At 70.9% G+C, this 14,130-nt stretch carries 13 protein-coding genes; 3 read left to right on the top strand and 10 right to left on the bottom strand.

Features of this window, described 5'->3' with window-relative positions:
• Positions 1-208: 208 nt before the first annotated feature.
• Positions 209-1,096 (top strand): MaoC/PaaZ C-terminal domain-containing protein, encoded by an 888-nt coding sequence (locus tag M1E25_RS13390; RefSeq protein ID WP_251414744.1) that lies wholly within the window; start codon positions 209-211, stop codon positions 1,094-1,096.
• A 23-nt stretch (positions 1,097-1,119) separates the two neighbouring features.
• Here the strand turns inward: M1E25_RS13390 and M1E25_RS13385 are convergent, their stop codons facing one another.
• Together M1E25_RS13385 and M1E25_RS13380 are read right to left on the bottom strand one after the other, a co-directional pair.
• Positions 1,120-1,764, bottom strand: a complete 645-nt coding sequence (locus tag M1E25_RS13385) for a TetR/AcrR family transcriptional regulator (RefSeq protein ID WP_251414888.1) — start codon at positions 1,762-1,764, stop codon at positions 1,120-1,122.
• 78 nt (positions 1,765-1,842) lie between these two features.
• A complete protein-coding gene (locus tag M1E25_RS13380; RefSeq protein ID WP_251414741.1) occupies positions 1,843-2,541 on the bottom strand; it encodes a DUF4230 domain-containing protein in 699 nt (232 codons plus the stop codon).
• A 277-nt stretch (positions 2,542-2,818) separates the two neighbouring features.
• On the opposite strand from M1E25_RS13380, the gene M1E25_RS13375 reads away from it, so the two are divergent.
• Positions 2,819-3,799 carry an exonuclease domain-containing protein gene (locus tag M1E25_RS13375; RefSeq protein WP_251414738.1) on the top strand — a complete coding sequence of 327 codons (981 nt, stop codon included), beginning with the start codon at positions 2,819-2,821 and terminating at the stop codon, positions 3,797-3,799.
• A 111-nt stretch (positions 3,800-3,910) separates the two neighbouring features.
• Here M1E25_RS13375 and M1E25_RS13370 read toward each other — a convergent pair whose 3' ends face one another.
• Positions 3,911-5,230 carry a dicarboxylate/amino acid:cation symporter gene (locus tag M1E25_RS13370; protein WP_251414735.1) on the bottom strand — a complete coding sequence of 440 codons (1,320 nt, stop codon included), beginning with the start codon at positions 5,228-5,230 and terminating at the stop codon, positions 3,911-3,913.
• Positions 5,231-6,336: 1,106 nt separating this feature from the next.
• Between M1E25_RS13370 and M1E25_RS13365 the strand changes: the two genes are divergently transcribed.
• Complete coding sequence (locus tag M1E25_RS13365; RefSeq protein WP_251414733.1) at positions 6,337-6,675, top strand: helix-turn-helix domain-containing protein; 339 nt, start codon at positions 6,337-6,339, stop codon at positions 6,673-6,675.
• 240 nt (positions 6,676-6,915) lie between these two features.
• Here the strand turns inward: M1E25_RS13365 and M1E25_RS13360 are convergent, their stop codons facing one another.
• Genes M1E25_RS13360 through M1E25_RS13330 form a run of 7 tightly spaced genes read right to left on the bottom strand, consistent with a single transcriptional unit; the run spans position 6,916 to position 14,121 of the window.
• Positions 6,916-7,710 (bottom strand): hypothetical protein, encoded by a 795-nt coding sequence (locus M1E25_RS13360; RefSeq protein ID WP_251414731.1) that lies wholly within the window; start codon positions 7,708-7,710, stop codon positions 6,916-6,918.
• 56 nt (positions 7,711-7,766) lie between these two features.
• Positions 7,767-8,369 carry an Rv1363c family protein gene (locus M1E25_RS13355; protein ID WP_308290424.1) on the bottom strand — a complete coding sequence of 201 codons (603 nt, stop codon included), beginning with the start codon at positions 8,367-8,369 and terminating at the stop codon, positions 7,767-7,769.
• Complete coding sequence (locus M1E25_RS13350; RefSeq protein WP_251414729.1) at positions 8,366-9,643, bottom strand: MCE family protein; 1,278 nt, start codon at positions 9,641-9,643, stop codon at positions 8,366-8,368. Before M1E25_RS13350 ends, M1E25_RS13355 begins: the two co-directional genes overlap by 4 nt.
• Positions 9,640-10,959 (bottom strand): MCE family protein, encoded by a 1,320-nt coding sequence (locus M1E25_RS13345; RefSeq protein ID WP_251414726.1) that lies wholly within the window; start codon positions 10,957-10,959, stop codon positions 9,640-9,642. The genes M1E25_RS13350 and M1E25_RS13345 overlap by 4 nt, the downstream gene beginning before the upstream one ends.
• A complete protein-coding gene (locus tag M1E25_RS13340; RefSeq protein WP_251414722.1) occupies positions 10,956-12,116 on the bottom strand; it encodes an MCE family protein in 1,161 nt (386 codons plus the stop codon). Before M1E25_RS13340 ends, M1E25_RS13345 begins: the two co-directional genes overlap by 4 nt.
• Positions 12,113-13,108, bottom strand: coding sequence for an MCE family protein (locus M1E25_RS13335; RefSeq protein ID WP_251414719.1), 996 nt, complete (start codon positions 13,106-13,108; stop codon positions 12,113-12,115). The genes M1E25_RS13340 and M1E25_RS13335 overlap by 4 nt, the downstream gene beginning before the upstream one ends.
• The gene (locus M1E25_RS13330) at positions 13,108-14,121 is read right to left on the bottom strand and encodes an MCE family protein (RefSeq protein ID WP_251414882.1); all 1,014 of its coding nucleotides are present in this window, start codon (positions 14,119-14,121) and stop codon (positions 13,108-13,110) included. Before M1E25_RS13330 ends, M1E25_RS13335 begins: the two co-directional genes overlap by 1 nt.
• Positions 14,122-14,130 lie beyond the last annotated feature (9 nt).

The raw sequence follows: 14,130 nt of genomic DNA, 5'->3' as shown, positions 1-14,130 counted from the left end.
CGGGCACCGGACCTGCCTGCGGATTCGTGACGTGAGAAGGACCCATATCGACCCGCCCAAGACCCGACAGTAACCTTACTGCGATGTCAACTTACGCCAGAGTCAGGAGTTGGCCAATGGCCCGGCACCGTCTTCTTCGCGGTCCAGTTCGCGGGACCTTCCGGCCGTCCGGCAGGATTCCCGCCCGGCACAGCGGCGCGGTGGAAGCATGAACGTCGTCAGGCTCCAACGGTCACCTCTGCTGATGCCCGCCCTCGCCCGGGGCGCCCTGAACGGCCTCGGCAAACGCCCGCGGCCCGACGGCGCGTTGCCACCGACCCGCATCGAACTGCCCTGCGGCCGACTCGACCTGGGACGGCTCGCCGCGTACGCACGGGTCTGCGGCTACCCGCGCACCGACCCGCTGCCGATCACCTATCCGCACATCCTCGGCTTCCCCGCCGCGGCACGCCTGATGGGCGACCGGACCTTCCCGCTCCCGCTGCTGGGGCTGGTGCACACCTCGATCGAGATCACCCAGTGGGCGCCCCTGCACGCCGAGGACCCCCTCGAACTGGCCGTCTACGCCGACGGGTTGCGGCCCCACCGCAAGGGCACCGAGGTCGTGATGGTCACCGAGGTCCGACGCGCCGGCGAGCTCGTGTGGCAGGACCGCAGCGCCTACCTGGCCCGGGGCCGGAGCGACGTTCCCGGCAGCCCGCCCCCGGGGCCGGGCGCGCAGGCGTCACCGTCCGCCCCCGAGCCGCTTCCGGCCCGCACGGCCTGGCCCCTCGGAGCCGACCTGGGCCGGCGCCACGCGGCGGTGTCCGGTGACTGGAATCCCATCCACCTGTACCCCTGGACCGCACGGGCCCTCGGCTTCCCCCGCACCATCGCGCACGGCATGTGGACGATCGCCCGCTGCCTGGCCGAACGCGAGGTGTCCGGCGAGCAACCGGTGCGGGTGCACGCGGAGTTCCGCAAGCCCGTCCTGCTGCCCGCCACTGTGACGCTCGGATCCTCGGGTCACTCCTTCGACGTGCGCAGCGGCCCCGACTGCGCCCGGCTGCACCTCACCGGCGAGGTGGTGCCTGCGGTCGACCAGGCACCGGCCTGAACCGAAGCCGGGCCGGGTGCCGGTCAGCGGGTGGGCGACCAGGGCCGTCCCTGCATCAGATTGTCCAGCCCGGCCCAGGCGAAGTTCATCAGCAGCCCGGCCGCTTCCTTCGCCGACGGGGCCCCGTCCCGAGCCCCGCAGTTCATCCATCCGGCCAGCGACTCGGCCGCGCCCACCAGCGCGTGGGCCAGGCCGCTCACCTCCCGCTCATCCGGCTTCGGTTCGCAGTCGGACGCCCGGGCCGCCTCCGCGATGAGCCGGGTCACGTAGGTGACGATCTCCTCGCGCATCGCCACGAAGTCGCGGGCGAACGGCTCGCCGTGGGTGCGCGCGTGCAGGTAGAGCACCGCCCAGCCGTCGGGAGACCCGGCCGCGTGCGCGAAGAATCCTCGCAGGCCGCTCCACAGCTGCCGGTCGGGTGGCCCGTCCTCGACCGCGGCGCGCACCGCCCCGACCAGTGCCTCCGCCTCGCGGCGGACACACGCGCCGAACAGATCGTCCTTGGAGTTCAGGTAGAGGTACACCAGCGGCTTGGAGACCCCCGCGGCCTCGGCGATCTCGTCCATCGATGCGGCACGGTAGCCGCGCTGCCCGAACGTCGTCACGGCAGCGTCGAGCATCTGCTGCTCCCGCACCGCCCGCGGCAGCCGCCGGCCCTTGGCACCCACGACGTGTCCTTCCACCCTCACCACTGTGTACGCGTGGTGAGTGTAGTGCTGCGGCCGGCGGACCCGGTGTGCTCCGGCTCAGCCGCCGTCCGCGGAGCCGGACCCGCTGCCGCCGCCCGGCTTCGGGCTGTCGAACTCCACGGTGACGCTCCGGTATCCGAGCGACTTCAGCAGGCTCGTCAGCATCGACTCGGTGTTCTTTTCGGCCCTGCCCCGGAGGCCGCTGCGCTTCGCGGCCGTGGCGATGTGCCGGGCGGCCAACTGGTGCACCTCGCGCTCGTCGTTCGGGTTGTCGGAGAAGAGGTCGCCCAGCCGGTCGAGCAGCCCGCGTTCCTTGCTGACCGCGTAGGAGTGGTCGACATCCAGCGCGGGTTTGCCCAGACGGGCGTGCGGCACGCGGATCTTCGCCGTCCGGCGGTCCTTCGAGACCGTGACGGCGTCCTCGCCCACGCCGCCGAGGTCCACGTACGCCGCCACACTGCCGGTTCCCACGAACAGGGTGCGGGTGCCGCGCACCGCGTCGGGGAGGAATTTCGCGTCCTTGTCGAGGTCCACGACGACCTGGAACGAGCCCGAGGCCGCCTCGTAACGGCTCATGTCCTGAATGGACTTCAGCAGTGTCGGCCCGGTGCGGTCCTTGGTCTCGGTGCCGAACGGGTCGGAGAGGTCCTTGATCCAGCGGAGTTGGCCGGCGACCAGGACCAGGGCCAGCACGATGGCGACGGCGAGCGGCAGCGAGAGCCACCAGGGCATGCGGCCGCTGCGGAGGGGGCTCATCGGGCGCACCGTATGCGGTCGTTGCCGGGCGGCGCAGGCCGCAGTTCGTCGTCGAGGGAGAACATGCTGCTCGCACCTCCGGGTCGGGGCGGACGGGTACCTGGCTGAGGAACCTCATTCCCCGGCACGGCCGGTCCAGACGCCCGGACGCATGCTCGTCCGAGGCCCCCGTCACCCGGCTCGACCGAGGCGCCACTCCCGCACTGCATTCGAACTTGTCTGCCATGTGTCCATCGTGTGAATATTCGACGTAGGGGTGGAGCAGGGAGGGGTTCGCATGAGCGCGAACTGGGTGGCGGTCGACGTCGACACCGCGAACGACTGGCCTGGAAGCATCTGCGCCGTGGGCCTCACCGCCGTCGAACGCGGCCGTATCACCGACCGGTTCAGCATCCTCGTCCGGCCGCCGGGCACCGGAGCGTTCACCCGCGGTCCGGTCCGCTCGCACGACGTCACCCGGCAGACCGTGCAGGATGCGCCGTCCTGGCCCGCCGCGCTCGAGGAGATCCTGGCCTTCACCGGCGGTCGCCCGCTGGTCGCCCACCACGCCGCCTTCGTCTTCGGGGCGCTGCGGGCGGCGTGCACCCGCACCGGCGCCCCCCGGCCCACGCTCAAGTACGGCTGCACCGAACTCATCGCCCGTCAGACCTGGCGGCTGCTCTCGTACGGTCTGCCCTTCGTGGCACGCGCCGCGGGCGTCGTCATGCCGGCCCGGCACCGCGACGCCGAAGCGGAGGCCACCGCGACCGCCCGGATCACCGTCGCCGCCATGGACCTGCACGACGTGGACAGCCTCGACATGCTGCTGACGAAGCTCCACCTCGTGTACGGCCGCCAGGGCTCCGCTTCGGGTGCCTGGCACGACTGCCGCCACCGCTCCCCCGGCCGGCGGCCACTCGTGCCCCACGCACACCCGGACGCGGACCCCGGCGGCATGCTCTACGGACGCACGGTGTGCCTGACCGGGACCCCGGCCTCGATGGCTCCCGGCGAGGCCACCGCCCGGGTCACCGCGGCCGGGGGCCGGGTCGTCACCGGGGTGAACCGGCTCACCGACATCCTGGTGGTGGCCACCCCCGACCCCGGCCGCTTCGCGCCGGGCACGGTGCTCGGCGAGGAGCACCGGAAGGCCCAGCAGCTCCTCGACGCCGGGCACGACATCGAGGTCCTCTCCGAGGCGGAACTGCTGGCCCACCTCTCACTCGCCGAGACGCCACCGGGCGCCGGACATCTCCGTCTGACCCCCGACGCGGCATAGCAGCCGCCCGGAGGTTCAGCGCCGGACGCGGCCCGGCTGCGCACGAACGGCGAGCGGACCCGCTCCTCCGGGACGGAAGGAACGGGCCCGCTCGTGCGCGCCGTTGCGGTGTTACGCCGTGGCCGGTTGCGGTGCCGCCGTGGGGGTCTCCTCGACCACGTCGAGGCTCGTGGCGGAGTCGTAGGCGCCGCGGTCCAGGATCTTCTCCCGGGACGCGACCAGCACCGGCACGAGGGCCTGGCCCGTCACGTTGGTGGCCGTACGCATCATGTCCAGCACCGGGTCGATGGCCAGCAGCAGACCGACACCCTCCAGCGGCAGCCCCAGCGTGGAGAGGGTCAGGGTGAGCATCACGGTCGCGCCGGTCAGACCGGCGGTGGCGGCCGAGCCGATGACCGAGACGAAGACGATCAGCAGGTAGTCGCCGACACCGAGGTCCACTCCGAAGATCTCCGCGATGAAGATCGCGGCCAGCGCCGGGTAGATGGCGGCGCAGCCGTCCATCTTCGTGGTGGCGCCGAACGGCACGGCGAACGAGGCGTACTCCTGCGGAACGCCGAGACGCTCGGTGACCCGCTTGGTGACCGGCATGGTGCCGACCGAGGAGCGCGAGACGAACGCCAGCTGGATCGCGGGCCAGGCGCCGCGGAAGAACTGCAGCGGGTTGAGCTTGGCGACGCCGGCGAGCAGCAGCGGGTAGACGCCGAACATCACCAGGGCGCAGCCGACGTAGACGTCGACGGTGAAGGTGGCGTACTTGCCCAGCAGATCCCAGCCGTAAGTGGCGATGGCGGTGCCGATGAGGCCCAGTGTGCCGATGGGTGCGAGCCGGATGACCCACCACAGGGCCTTCTGCAGCAGCTCCAGGACGGAGTGGCTGAACGTCAGGATCGGCCGGGCCTTCTCGCCGAGCTGGAGCGCGGCGATTCCGGCGACGACGGCCATGAAGACGATCTGCAGGACGTTGAGTTCGGTGAACGGCGTGATGACGTCGGTGGGCACGATGCCGGTGAGGAAGTCGAGCCAGGAGCCCGCCTGTTCCGGCTCGGCACCGTCCTTGGTGCTGAGCCCGGTGCCCGCGCCCGGGTCGGTGAGCAGGCCGATGGCGAGGCCGATGGCGACCGACACCAGCGAGGTGATCATGAACCAGAGCAGGGTGCGGCCGGCCAGCCGGGCGGCGTTGTTGACCTGCCGCAGGTTGGTGATCGACACCAGGATGGCGAAGAACACGAGCGGGGCGACGGCCAGCTTCAGCAGCTGGACGAAGATACCGCCGATCTTGTCGAGGGCGGTCACGAGCCAGGTGACGTCACCGCTGCGGGCGATCCAGCCGAGCAGGACACCGGCCACGAGGCCGGCCAGTATCTGGGCCCAGAAGGGGAGCTTGGGCAGTGAGAAGCCGGACGGCTTCGCGGAGGCAGGGGAGGACACGGGCACAACTCCGGCGTGAGGAAAGGGACTGCGGGACGAGGTGCGGCGGCCGGAGTACCCCGGTGCGTGTCAGGGGAGGGCTGCGGCGCCGCCGTGAGTCGCTCAGATACGGCGACAGGCCGCGACGGCACAGCGGCAGAGGTCGACGTGCAGGCGCGCCACGAGCACGGTGCTCCTGGCGTGATGATGCGCGGCTGCTGTCGTCATGAGCGGAAGAGTAACACCAGTCCTTTGAGCTGATCAAAGGATCACTTTGACGCCACACCCGGGCCCGGGGCCACCGAAGTCGCCCTGGCGGCGGCCTCGGTTGCGATCGTCGGCCGCCCGCACCCGAGGATTCCGGGGGCTGCCGCGTGCGCCGGCAAGGGATGTCGCGGGACGGCGAGCTGCGACACTCCCGCCCATTCGCGTCCGTCAGGTCACCCCGGCCTCCGGATCGCCGGAGCCCCGGCCTGCGGCCCGTCAACCCGGCCCCCACCGCCAACCGCTGTTCGATTCGATACCTCATCGTCGAACACACAAGAATCTATGTCGGCCGGAGTGGACATCCGGCGATGGCGTGGTTATGGTTTCTCCCGTAACTCAGAGAGACAGCAAGGCCTGGCAGAGACGAACTGCCGGCCGCAGTAACCGCAGTTGCAGTTCGCAGGACGGTGCGGTGGTGGAGTTCCGAAGCCAGGGTTGTCGCAGGAAGGCAACGGGACTGACGACCGGACCGGGTGGCCCGCAGTGATCAGGGGCCGCCGTGAGCAGGACCACGGCCACCGCAGTGGCGGTACCTGCACGTGAAGTTCGCAGTACCAGCAGTACGCAGTACCCGTTCGGCAAGTAAGTGATCATCGAGGGAAGAACGGAGGAACCCGCGCCATCAGGATCGCCCGGGTGGAACTCATGAGCCCGGGTACCGCAGGACATCGACAGTGAGGTGGTCTCCGGTCAGGCAATCGCGATCCCCGCACCCCCGACGGCATCTCGGTCGGGTCTGCGGAAACAGGAAGCCGGCGCTGTAACAAGGCCGGCAGATGGTCCAGTAGTTCCTTCGGGGTCCTGGTGCCGCACGGCACCAGGACCCCTCCACGCGTTCCCGTTCCCCCAGAGAGGTGCAGATGACAGCAGACGACACGTACGGCCGTCTCGACGACGACGACTACCCCGCCTACACGATGGGCCGGGCCGCCGAAATGCTCGGCACCAGCCAGGGCTTCCTCCGCGCCATCGGCGAAGCCCGCCTCATCACACCGCTGCGTTCCCAGGGCGGCCACCGCCGCTACTCCCGCTACCAGTTGCGCATCGCCGCCCGCGCCCGTGAACTCGTCGACCAGGGCACCCCCATCGAGGCCGCCTGCCGCATCGTCATCCTGGAAGACCAGCTCGAAGAAGCCCAGCGCATCAACGCCGAACACCGCCACGCCTCCGAGTCGGCGAAGCCGACGGCCACGGGCTGAGACGGCGGAGACCGGCACCTTCCCCAGAAGCTTCGCGGCTGCCGCCCACGCATGCCGTCCGGGACGCACAGCGTTCCGGCACCTTCGTCCCGTTCTCCCAGCATTTCGAGATCGGCCTGCGGCGTGGGCGGCTTCGGGACCCGCCCCACCCGGACGCGGAGCCCCCGCAGCCGACGACCGCACCCAAGGGCTCGGCAGCAACGGCTGTACCGATGGATCCCCGGTCCCGTCCCCCGCTGCCTACAAGGCGTCGACGGCACTCGCCTTCCAGCCGTCCGATGTGCGCACCAGCGTCATCCGCACGCGATTGAGGTCGACGCGCGGCGTCGAGATCTTCGCGCTCTCCGTGATCTGGTTCATGAACAGCAGGACGACCACCTTGTCCGGTGAGGCCGACACCACGGACACCGCCGGGTCGTCGCCACCGCCCGGGGGCCGTGCGACGGTCGCCTTGACCGATCCCTTGTACTTCTCGGCGGTCGGCTTGACCACCCGCGAGGTGGTCCGGGCGTACTCCTCGCGGAAGCCCCCGGTCAGGTGCTTGCGGGCCGCCGCGAAGTCCCGGTCCAGTCGGCGGTGGTCGTAGGAGAGGATCTCGGGAGCCATCGCGCGGGCCGCGGCGACGGCCTCCTCACTCGCCCGGCCGGTCTGCCCGGCCTCGCGGTACTCCGTACCGAGCAGGATCGTCGCGGCCAGGCCCGCCGCCACCACCAGCGCGAGCCCCACGCGGACCAGGTCCGAACGGCGTCCGGGCGTCGCGGCCGGCGCGGCAGCCGCCTCCGTCGTGGACTTCGCCGTGGTCGCCTCCCCCGTGACGTCCTTCGCGCCGCCCGGGCCCGGCTTCTCCGCCGCCGAGGGACCTCCTGCCGACTCGGTCTCCTGTGTGGACCGCGCAGTGCCATCGGACTGCAGCGCACCCTCCACGTCCGCCTGCTGAGCCCGCTCCGCCCGCTTCGCCGCCGCGCGGGCCGCAGCCGCGACCGTACGCTGCCGGCCGGTTCCTCCGGCTCGCCGCCGGACCGTCTGATTCGCCACGATGTCTCTCCTTGCTGTGCTGTACCGGCCTGCCGGCCACGTCTCCCGACGGACGCTCAGCCGACGAACTCGATGTCGGACGTCAGCCAGCGCCCGTCCCGGCGCACCATGTCGAGCTGCAGGCGGTAGTTGCGGGCGCGGCCCTCCGGCGCGGCGACGTTGGTCACCTTGCTGTCCGCGACGACCAGCACCCGTGCGGACCGCTCGCCCGACCGGACGAGCCCCGCTTCGAGGATCTTTCCCTCGGACACGGACTTGTTCTTCGCGACGAGCTTCGTCAACTCCTTCGTCTGGGCAGCGAACTGCTGCTTGAAGCTGCCGGTGGCGCCTTTGAGCACGTTGCGGCTGTCGCGGCCGTAGTGCCGGTAGTCGAGAGAGGTGAAGTTCAGTGCCGACTGCCGGGCCGCCGCGAGGGCATCCCGGCCGCGCTCCTCCTCCTGGTGCCGCTCGTACACCCGCAGTCCGAGGAACCCGGACACGGCCGTCAGCAGCACGGCGGCCACGGCGAGGACGGCCGGGACGGCACGGCCGTGGCGCGCCGCGCGCACCACGCCGGCCGCCGTGGGCCGCAGCGCCCGCGCCGCACCGGCCGGCAGCCGCAGCCGCAGCCGCCCGCCGGACGCGCCGTCCCCGGCCGGGGACATCTCGTCGGTTGTCATGCCATCGGTCCCACGAGCAGCCATTGCCACGAGTCCTTTCCGAACGCACTCTGCTGTCCCCCCGTTGTCCCGATCCGGACGACCTGCCCGTCGGGGCCCCGCACCGCACCGGTCTCCTCGTCGTACGGCGCGACGTACGACGCCCGGTCGGCGCCGCCCGCCCCCTGCTCCCCGGACGGACGGGGGGCGTTCTGGGCCCCCCGGACCGAGGTCTTGCTGCCGCGCGGTTCCGCACAGCGGGCCGAGGTGTTCGCCCGCCTCTCGCTCGTGTCCGAGGGATCCCGCCACCGGGTGCCGTAGCCGCGCTTGCAGGCGGGCGGGTCGTCCGCGTTGACGACCATGCCGAAGTGGGTGGTGCCGTCACCGGGTTGCACGGTGTAGCTGCCGGCCACCACGGCCGGGAAGGTCACCAGGACCTGTTCCAGGTTGGGCAGCCGGGCCGTGGTGATCTGTCCGCCGCTGATCAGGTTGCCCAGCAGCACCGGCAGTGCCTTGCGGTTCTCCTTCAGCAGCGAGTCCAGCTGGTGGGCGGCCGGGTCGCCGTTGTCGATCAGCTTGCGGATGTCAGCGTCGCTGCCCTTCAGGGTGTCCGTGAGGTCGGCGAGGTCGCGCGAGAACGACTTGATCGCCGACCCCTTGTCCTGCTGGGTCTTCAGGACCGTCCGGGAGTCCTCGATCAGCTCGACCGTCTGCGGCAGCGAGTCGTCCGCCGTGTCGACCAGCGCGTTGCCGGAGTCGACCAGCCGGGACAGGTCCCGGCCGCTGCCGGCGAACGCCTTGCCGAGTTCGTCGACGGTCACCCGCAGGTCCTTGCGGTCCACGGAGTTCACCAGCCGGTCGAGGCCGAGGACGAGATCCGTCGACGGCAGCGGGGTGCGGGTGTCGCCGCGCTCGATGGTGCTGCCGTCCTCGAGGTACGGGCCGTCGTCGGAGCGCGGCTGGAGGTCGACGTACTGCTCGCCGATCGCCGAACGGTTGGCGACGACGGCCAGCGTGTCCGCGGGGACGGACGGGTCGTCCTCCAGGTCGAGTTCCACGCCGACGCCATTGCGCTGGAGGTGGAGGTCACCGACCCGGCCGACCGGGACCCCGCGGTAGGTGACCTCCGCGCCCGGGAAGATGCCGCCGGACTCGGCGAAGTCGGCCCGCACGGTGTAGCTGTCGTCGAAGACCCGGTCCGCCAGCCCGGCGTACTCGGCGCCCACGTAGGAGACGCCGAGCACGGTGACGATGCCGAAGGCCAGCAGCTGCGACTTGACCGTTCGTGTGATCACGGCAGCAACCCCCTGGTCAGCAGTTCGGCGAGCGCCCGGTTCACGCCGCTCGGATAGCCGGCGGTCCGGTAGGAGGCCTGGGTGCCGGTGCACAGCGGCAGGCACAGCGAGCCGTCGTCCGGCGACCCGGAACCGGAGTCCTTCTCCTCGTCCGAGCAGTCGTCCCCCGGAATGCAGGGCACCGCGGGCGGCTTGCCGGTGTCGGGCAGGTCCGGCAGGTCCGGGACGGGAAGGTCCGGCAGGCCGGGCACCTTCGGCTTGCCGGGCTTGCCGGGCTTCGGCTTGCCGGAATCCTCGGGCAGGTTGCCGTAGACGCTCTCGAGATCCAGATCGGCGGTGATCCTGAGGTTCGTGAAGTCGCCCCTGATCGCGCCGGCGGCGCTGCGCGGGAACGGGTAGGTCGTCAGCAGTTCCAGCGCGTTGGGCAGGTCCGCACCCGCCTCGTTGAGCCGGGCGAGGATCGGCCGGAGGTTCTCGAGGTTGGCGACGACGTCGTTCCGCGACGCCTTGACGACCCTGGTGCCGACGGTGCTGAGGTCGTCCAGGGCGGCCAGCATCCGCGTGAGGTTCTTGCGCTGCCCGGCCAGCACCTCGAGGCCGGGCGGAATCTCGTCGACGGCCCGGTTGACCGTGGCCTGCTCCTTGCGGAGCGTCCGGGCCAGCCGGTCCAGTCCCTCCATCGCCCGGACGATGTCCTTGCGCTGCTTGTCGAGCCCGCCGATGAAGGTGTCGAGCTCGGCCAGCAGTGACTTGACCCGGTTCTCGCGGCCCGCCAATGCCTTGTTCAACTCCACAGTGATCGTATGAAGTTGGGCCACGCCACCGCCGTTGAGCAGGGCCGACAGTGCCGACAGGACCTCCTCGATCTCCTGGCTGCGGCTGCTGCGCGACAGCGGGATCCGGTCGCCGTCCCCGAGCCGGCCGACGGCCTGCACGCCCTTCGGGGCTGCCAGCGCGACGTACTTCTCGCCGAGCATGCTGGTCTGGCTCAGCTCGGCGACCGCGTTGTGCGGCAGCTTCACCGAGTCGGCGACCCGCAGCACGACGCGGGCCTGCCAGCCGTCCAGCTCGATCTTCTCGACGGAGCCCACGGTGACGTTGTTGACCTTCACCGCGGACTGCGGCACGAGGTCGAGCACGTCCCGGAACTGCACGGTGACCCGGTAGGCGTCGTCGCCGGTGGCGGCCCCGCCGGGCAGCGGCAGATCGCTCAGCCCGTCGAACCCGCAGCCGGTCAGCAGCACCGCTCCGGCAGCCGCCCAGACGACTGCCGCGCCCGCGCCCCGCCGGCGCCCTGCCGGCCGAAGGGACCTCATGTCCGCACCTCCAGAATGCCGCCGAACGACCTGTCGACCGTGCCGGTCCCCGAGATCGGGAGGAGCTTCCCGTCCTTCAGCGGAAGACCGGACAAGGCTTCTCCGGTGGGGAGTTCGGGCAGCTTGTCGAAGAGTTTCCGCAGATCGCCGCAGTCCGTCCGGTCCCCGGTCGTCCGCAGCAGGGAGCACAGCACCGCGGCCGGATCCTGCGGTTTCTGCGCGTTGTTGCGGGTGTCCAGGGCGCCGGTGGCCGGGTTGTAGGCGAGATCCAGGTTGGACAGACCGGCGGGGAAGACGTCCGCCAGTTCCTCCAGCGCCGCGCGCTGCTCCACCAGCACCTTGGTGACCTCGCTGAGCCCCTTCACGTCCTGGGAGAGCGCCTTCCTGTTGTCCTTGACGAACAGGGCGACCTCACCGAGCGCCCGGGCCAGTTCCTTGATGGCCTTCGCCAGGTCCTTGCGCTCTCCGGCCAGCTGTCCCGCGACCTTGGCCAGGTTGTCGTTGAACGACCGGACCCGGCCGTCGTCGGCCGCCAGCACGCCGGTGAACACCTGGAGGTTCCGGACCGTGCCGAACATGTCCTCGCGGCCGTTCGACAGGGTGGTGACCGCCTTCGAGAGGTCCTTGACGGTCCCGTTGAGCTGCTCGCCCTGCCCGCCGAGGTTGTCGGCGGAGACGCCGAGCAGACGGGACAGCGAGCCGTCCTGGTTGGCGCCCTTGGGTCCCAGCGCCTTCGCGGTGGTGTGCAGGCTGTCGAAGACCCGGTCCAGTTCGACGGGCACCGCGGTGCGGCTCTGCGGGATGACGGTGCCGCTGCGCATCACCGGCCCCGTGCGGTAGGCCGGCAGCAGTTGCACGTAACGGTCGCTGACCACCGAGGAGTTGATGACTGCGGCCTTGGCGGCGGCCGGGACCCGCTGCTCCGCGTCGTACCGGAGCCCGACCCGGACCCGGTCGCCCTGCGGCTGCACCGCGGTGACCTCGCCGATCCGCACCCCGAGGACCCGCACGTCGGATCCGGGGTGGATGCCGACCGTCCGCGGGAAGTACGCGGTGATCTGCACGTCCGACGGCTTCGACCAGAAGTGGAAGGCCACGCCCGCCACCAGCAACAGCGCGGGCAGGAGCGCCAGGCGGCGCGCCGGGCGCCGGTTCATCGGGTACCTCCGGAGGACTGCGGGGGCTGAGGGCTGACGGGACCGGGAGCGACCAGGTTCTGGATGTAGCTGTCGAACCAGCGGCCGTTGCCGAGGGTGTTGGTGAACAGGCGCGCGTAGGGCGCGAGCAGCGCGACGCTGCGGTCGATGCTCTCCTGGTTGCGGCGGAGCATCGTGACGACCGTGTCCAGGCGCTTCAGGGCCGGGCCGAGCTGGGCCTTGTTGTCGTGGACGAGGCCCGAGAGCTGGGTCGCCAGGGCGATGGAGCTCTTGAGCAGCCGGTGGATGATCCGGCGCCGCCGGTCGATCTCCTTGAACAGCGCGTCGCCGTCCTTGACCAGCTTGCCGAACTCGTCCGACCGGTCGGCCAGGACCTTCGTCACGCCGTCGGCGTGCTTCAGCAACTCACGCAGCTGCTCGTCGCGGGAGGCCACGGTGCGGGAGATCTTCGACAGCCCCCGGATGGAGGCCTTCACCTCCTCCGGCGAGTCCGCGAAGGTGTCCGAGAGGGTGTCCAGCGACTTGGCCAGCTGTTCGGTGTCGACCTTCTCGGTCGTGGTGGTGAGGTCGCTGAACGCCTCCACCACGTCGTACGCGGACTCGGTGCGCTTGAGCGGTATCTCCGTGCCCGGTTCCAGCCGCCCGCCGCCCTCCGGCCGCAGGGCCAGGTACTTCGCACCGAGGATGGTCTTGACCCGGATCGCCGCGCCGGTGCGGGTGCCGAGCAGCGTGTCCTCGTCGACGTCGAACCCGACCCGGACGTGGCCGTCGTCCAGCGCCACCTCGTCGACCTTGCCGACCTTCACGCCGGCGACGCGTACCTCGTCCCCCGGCTTGAGGCCGCCCGCCTCGGAGAAGGCGGCGGTGTACTCGTCCCCGTCGCCGATGAGCGGCAGCTCCTTGATGTTGAACGCTCCGGCGAGGAGCACGGCGAGCACGGTCAGGCCGACGGCGCCGATCGTCACGGGGTTGCGTTCGCGGAACGGCATCATCAGGTGGCACACCTCCCCTGGTCGACGTGCAGGTTGGGGGTGACCACCCCGGCGTCGTCCGGCAGCACGACCCGGCCGTCGAAGTCGCAGAGGTAGAAGTTGAACCAGGAGCCGTACGTCGCCGTGCCGGTCAGCTTGTTGAGCTTGCGCGGCCAGCGCTGGAGCACGCCTTCCACCGTCTTGTGGTGGTCGCCCAGCGTCTTGGAGAGCCGGGACAGCCCGGCGATGTCCTCGCGCAGTGCGGGGCGGCCGTCCTCGATCAGCCCCGAGGTGGCCTCCGACAGGCCGTTGATGCCGGCGAGCGACGACCCGATCGCCTTGCGGTCGCCGGACAGCCCGGAGACGAGTCTCTGCAGTTGCCGGATCAGCTCGGAGAGCCGGCCGCTGCGCTTGTCGAGCGGGCCGATCACCTTGTTGAGGTTGTCGATCACCGAGCCGATCAGCTTGTCCCGGTCGGCGAGGGTGGTGGTGAGCGAGGCGGTGTGGGTCAGCAGGCTGTTGATCGTGCCGCCCTCGCCCTGGAGGGTCCTGACGATCTCCATGGCCAGCTGGTTGACGTCCTTGGGACTCAGCGCCGCGAACAGCGGCTTGAACCCGTTGAGCAGGGCGTTCAGGTCGAGTGCGGGCTGGGTCCGGGAGAGCGGGATCTGCCCGCCGGGCGGCAGCCTGCTGCCGTCCCCGGCCCCCTCGGTGAGGGCGACGTACCGCTGGCCGACGAGGTTCCGGTAGCGGACGACGGCCTGGGTTCCGGCGAGCAGCGGACGTTCCTCGGAGACGGTGAACGCCACCTCGGCCAGCTTCCGGTCCTTGATCCGGATGTCTTCCACCTCGCCGACGCGGACACCCGCCACCCGGATGTCGTCCCCGACCTCGAGCCCGGTCACATCGCTGAACACGGCCGTGTAGTCGTCGGTCGGTGTCATGCGGAAGTTGACGATGGTCGCGGCCAGCACCGCGGTCGCCAACACGGTCACCAGCGCGAAAAGCCCGAACTTGACGAGCGGCCCGGTCATTTCCCTCGC

The sequence above is a fragment of the Streptomyces meridianus genome (assembly GCF_023703325.1).
Taxonomy (GTDB): domain Bacteria; phylum Actinomycetota; class Actinomycetes; order Streptomycetales; family Streptomycetaceae; genus Streptomyces; species Streptomyces meridianus.
The sequence above is the reverse complement of the archived record's forward strand: the minus strand, read 5'-3'. Positions and strand labels throughout refer to the sequence as shown.